Below are 3,951 nucleotides of genomic sequence, written 5' to 3' on the forward strand. Positions count from 1 at the left end.
GGTGACCGGATCGGTGCTGGAGGCGACGCGTGAGGTGATGCGCCGTTTCGGCCTCACCACGGTGTTCGGCAACCCCGGGACGACCGAGGTCCCGTTCCTGTCCGACTGGCCGGACGACTTCCACTACGTGCTGGGGCTGCAGGAGTCCGTCGTCGTCGCGATGGCCGACGCCTACGCCCAGCTCACCCGCCGTCCGGCGCTGGTGAACCTGCACTCCGCGGGTGGCGTCGGGCACGGGCTGGGCTCGGTGTTCAGCGCGTCCCGCAACCGGGCACCGGTGATCGTGCTGGCCGGGCAGCAGGCCCGCTCGATGCTGGGCGAGGAGCCGTTCCTCGGCGCCACCGACGCCACGATGTTCCCGCGCCCCCACGTGAACTGGAGCCACGAGCCGCCGCGGGCCCAGGAGGTCCCGGCGGCGCTGGCGCGGGCCTACCGGCACGCGGCGCAGCCGCCGCGGGGCCCGGTGTTCCTGTCGGTACCGGTCGACGACTGGGAGCAGCCCGCCGCGGACATCGGGCTGCCGGAGGCGACCGCGATCCGCGGCACGGCACCGCACCCGGACGCCGTCGACGAGCTGGTGACGGCGCTGTGGACCTACACCGGGCTGGGCTCGAACGCCCCGGCCACCGACGACCCGCCGCGGCTCGCGTTCGTGGCGGGCGGCGACGTCGACGCCGACGGTGCCGTGGAGTGGCTGGTCACCCTGGCCGAGGGCTGCCGGGCCGCGGTGTTCGCGGCGCCGATGTCCGGGCGTTGCGCGTTCCCCGAGGACCACCCGCTGTTCGCCGGGTTCCTGCCGCCGGAGCGGCGCGCACTCGGCGCCGCCCTGAGCCCCTACGACCAGGTGATCGTGCTCGGCGCCCCTGCCTTCACCTACCACGTGCTGCGCGACGGCGCGGTCCCGCCGCTGCCGCCCACCTACATCGTCTCCGAGGACCAGGACGTCCTGGCCCGGGCCCCGCACGGGCGCGGCATCCTCGCCTCCCCCGGGCTGGCGCTCGACGCCGTCATCCGGGCGCTCAATGACGCGGGCGCCACGGTGCCGGTCGGCGGGCCGGGATCGGCCGGGCTGGTCCGGCCGCCGGCACCGGAGCCGTCCGGTGGGCTGACCGCCGAGCTGGTCTACGCGACGCTGTCGCAGCTGCTGCCCGAGGACGCGGTGGTGGTCGAGGAGACGCCGAGCCTGCGCGGCCCGCTGCACGACCACCTGCCGATCCGCTCCCGCGACGGCGGCTTCCTCACCACCGCGAGCGGGTCGCTCGGCTTCGGGATCGCGGCGACGGTCGGCGCGGCGCTGGCCCGCCCGACCTCGACCGTGGTCGGGGTGATCGGCGACGGGTCGGCGATGTACGGCATCCAGGCGCTGTGGACGGCGGCCCGCGAGGGCACCAACGCGGTGTTCATCATCCTGGACAACGCCGAGTACGCCGCGGTCCGGCTGCTCGGCGAGGCCGCGGGCGGGTCGAAGCTGCCCGGGACGAAGCTCGGCGGGATCGACTTCGTCCCGCTCGCCCGGTCGATGGGCTGCGCCGCCTACCGGGTGGACGACGCCGCCGACCTGTCCGAGGCGATCTCCGGCGCGCTGAGCTCCTCCGGCCCGACGCTGCTGCACGTCCCGATCGGCGGGGCCTCGCCCGAGATCTACTGACCGGCCGGGCGCCCGGCCGCTCCGATGGATGTCAGAGGACGACCAGGTCGCGGGGGTTGTGGTTGAGGCGCTCGACCCCGGTCCCGGTGACCACGACGATGTCCTCGATCCGGGCGCCCCAGCCGCCGGCCTGGTAGATCCCGGGCTCGATGCTGAACGCCATGCCGGGCTCGAGCACCAGGTCGTTGCCGTCGACGATGTAGGGCTCCTCGTGCACGTCGAGGCCGATGCCGTGCCCGGTGCGGTGGATGAAGTGCTCCCCGTGCCCGGCCTCGGTGATCGGCTCGCGGGCGGCCCGGTCGATCGAGGCGGCGGTGGCGCCCGGGCGCACCGCGCCGACGGCCCGCTCCTGGGCCTCCTGCAGCACCGCGTAGGTCTCCTTGACCTGCGCCGACGGCTCCCCGCCGACGGCGTAGGTGCGGGTGCAGTCGGAGTTGTAGCCGTCCGGCAGCGGGCCGCCGATGTCGATCACGACGACGTCGCCGGCCTCGATCACCCGGTCCGAGACGTCGTGGTGCGGGCTGGCGCCGTTCGGCCCGGACCCGACGATCACGAACGCGGCCTCGGCGTGCCCCTCGGCGACGATCGCGGCCGTGATGTCGGCGCCGACCTCGGCCTCGGTGCGGCCCGGGCGCAGCATCTCGCCCATTCGCGCGTGCACCCGGTCGATCGCCTCGCCCGCCGCGCGCAGCCGCGCCACCTCGGCCGCGTCCTTGCGCATCCGCAGCTCGCGCAGCACCGGCCCGCCGAGGCTCTGCGGGATGTCCGGGAACGCGTCGCGCAGGGCGAGCACGTGCCGGGCCGGCATGGCGTCGTCGACCGACATCCGGGTGGGCCCGCCGGCGAGGTCGCTGACCAGCAGGTACGGGTCCTCGCCGTCGGTCCAGGTGAGCAGGTCGATGCCGAGGGCCTCGAGCGGGACGCCGGCGAACCCGGGCGCCTCCAGCTTCGGTACGACCAGCGCGGGCGGTGCCCGGTGCCCGGCCGCCGGGATGATCAGGCAGGTCAGGCGCTCGTGCGAGGCGCCGTCGAACCCGGTCAGGTACCGCAGGTCGGTGCCGGGGGTCAGGAACAGCACGTCGGTGTCCTGCTCGGCGGCGAACTCGGCGGCCCGGCGCAGACGGTCGGCGAGCAGCTCGGTGGGCACGGCGTCGGTCATGGTTCGAAAGCGTAAGCCGGACACCCTCGGTGAGGGACCCGCCCCGGCACGGCTACCCAGAGGATGCAGTCGGCCGCAGACGTCGCGACGCCTGCCATAGTGACCCACCATGACCGACCGTCCGCTGATGCTCCTGGACTCCGCGAGCATGTACTTCCGCGCCTACTTCGGGGTCCCCGAGTCGATCACCGCTCCGGACGGGTCACCGGTGAACGCCGTACGCGGGTTCACCGACATGATCTCGCGCCTGGTCACCGAGCACCGGCCGTCGAGGCTGGTCGCCTGCCTGGACCTGGACTGGCGCCCGGCGTTCCGGGTCGCGGCGCTGCCGTCGTACAAGGCGCACCGGGTGGTCACCGCCCGGGCCGCGGACGAGGTGCCGGCCGGCGTCCCCGAGGAGGTCCCGGACACCCTCGGACCGCAGGTGCCGGTGATCATGGAGGTGCTCGCGGCGGCCGGGATCTGCACCGGCGGCGTGGCAGGCTGCGAGGCCGACGACGTGATCGGCACCCTGGCCCACACCGAGGCGTCCGACCCGGTGCTGGCCGTGTCCGGGGACCGGGACCTGATGCAGATCGTGCGGGACGGCCCGGCGCCGGTCCGCCTGCTCTACATCGGGCGCGGGCTGAACAAGGCCGAGTACCTCGGCCCGGCCGAGGTGGCCGCGAAGTACGCCGTGCCGCTGGACCGGGCCGGCGCGGCGTACGCGGAGATGGCGATGCTGCGCGGTGACCCCTCCGACGGCCTGCCCGGCGTGCCCGGCGTCGGAGCGAAGACGGCGGCCACGCTGGTCGGGCGCTTCGGCAGCTGGGCCGAGCTGCTCACCGCCGTCGGCGACCCGTCGGACACCAGGATCGCCGCGACCGTCCGGTCGAAGCTCAGCGGGGCCACCGACTACCTGTCCGTGGTGGAGCCGGTCGTCCGGGTGGTCACCGACGCGACCGTCGACCTGTCCGGCGACACCACCCTGCCCACGACGCCCGCGGACCCGGACCGCCTGGCCGAGCTCGCCGAGCGCTGGGGCCTGGAGTCCTCGGTCCAGCGCCTGTGCACGGCCCTGACCAAGGCCGCCACCGCCTGACCCACCTCCGCGTTGTGGAGCCACGACGCGCCCCACACCGTCCCACCTCCGCGTTGTGGAGCC

General features: G+C 74.8%; 3 protein-coding genes. 2 read left to right on the forward strand and 1 reads right to left on the reverse strand.

The features are described from left to right. Position 1: 1 nt before the first annotated feature. On the forward strand, positions 2–1,648 hold the full coding sequence (gene mdlC / locus I4I78_RS30935) for a benzoylformate decarboxylase (RefSeq protein WP_218615052.1): 1,647 nt from the start codon (positions 2–4) through the stop codon (positions 1,646–1,648). Positions 1,649–1,679: 31 nt separating this feature from the next. Here mdlC and I4I78_RS30940 read toward each other — a convergent pair whose 3' ends face one another. After that, complete coding sequence (locus I4I78_RS30940) at positions 1,680–2,807, reverse strand: Xaa-Pro peptidase family protein (protein WP_218615053.1); 1,128 nt, start codon at positions 2,805–2,807, stop codon at positions 1,680–1,682. 109 nt (positions 2,808–2,916) lie between these two features. On the opposite strand from I4I78_RS30940, the gene I4I78_RS30945 reads away from it, so the two are divergent. Beyond that, positions 2,917–3,888, forward strand: a complete 972-nt coding sequence (locus I4I78_RS30945) for a 5'-3' exonuclease (protein WP_218615054.1) — start codon at positions 2,917–2,919, stop codon at positions 3,886–3,888. Positions 3,889–3,951 lie beyond the last annotated feature (63 nt).

The organism is Pseudonocardia sp. KRD291, from assembly GCF_019263595.1.
Taxonomy (GTDB): Bacteria; Actinomycetota; Actinomycetes; order Mycobacteriales; family Pseudonocardiaceae; genus Pseudonocardia.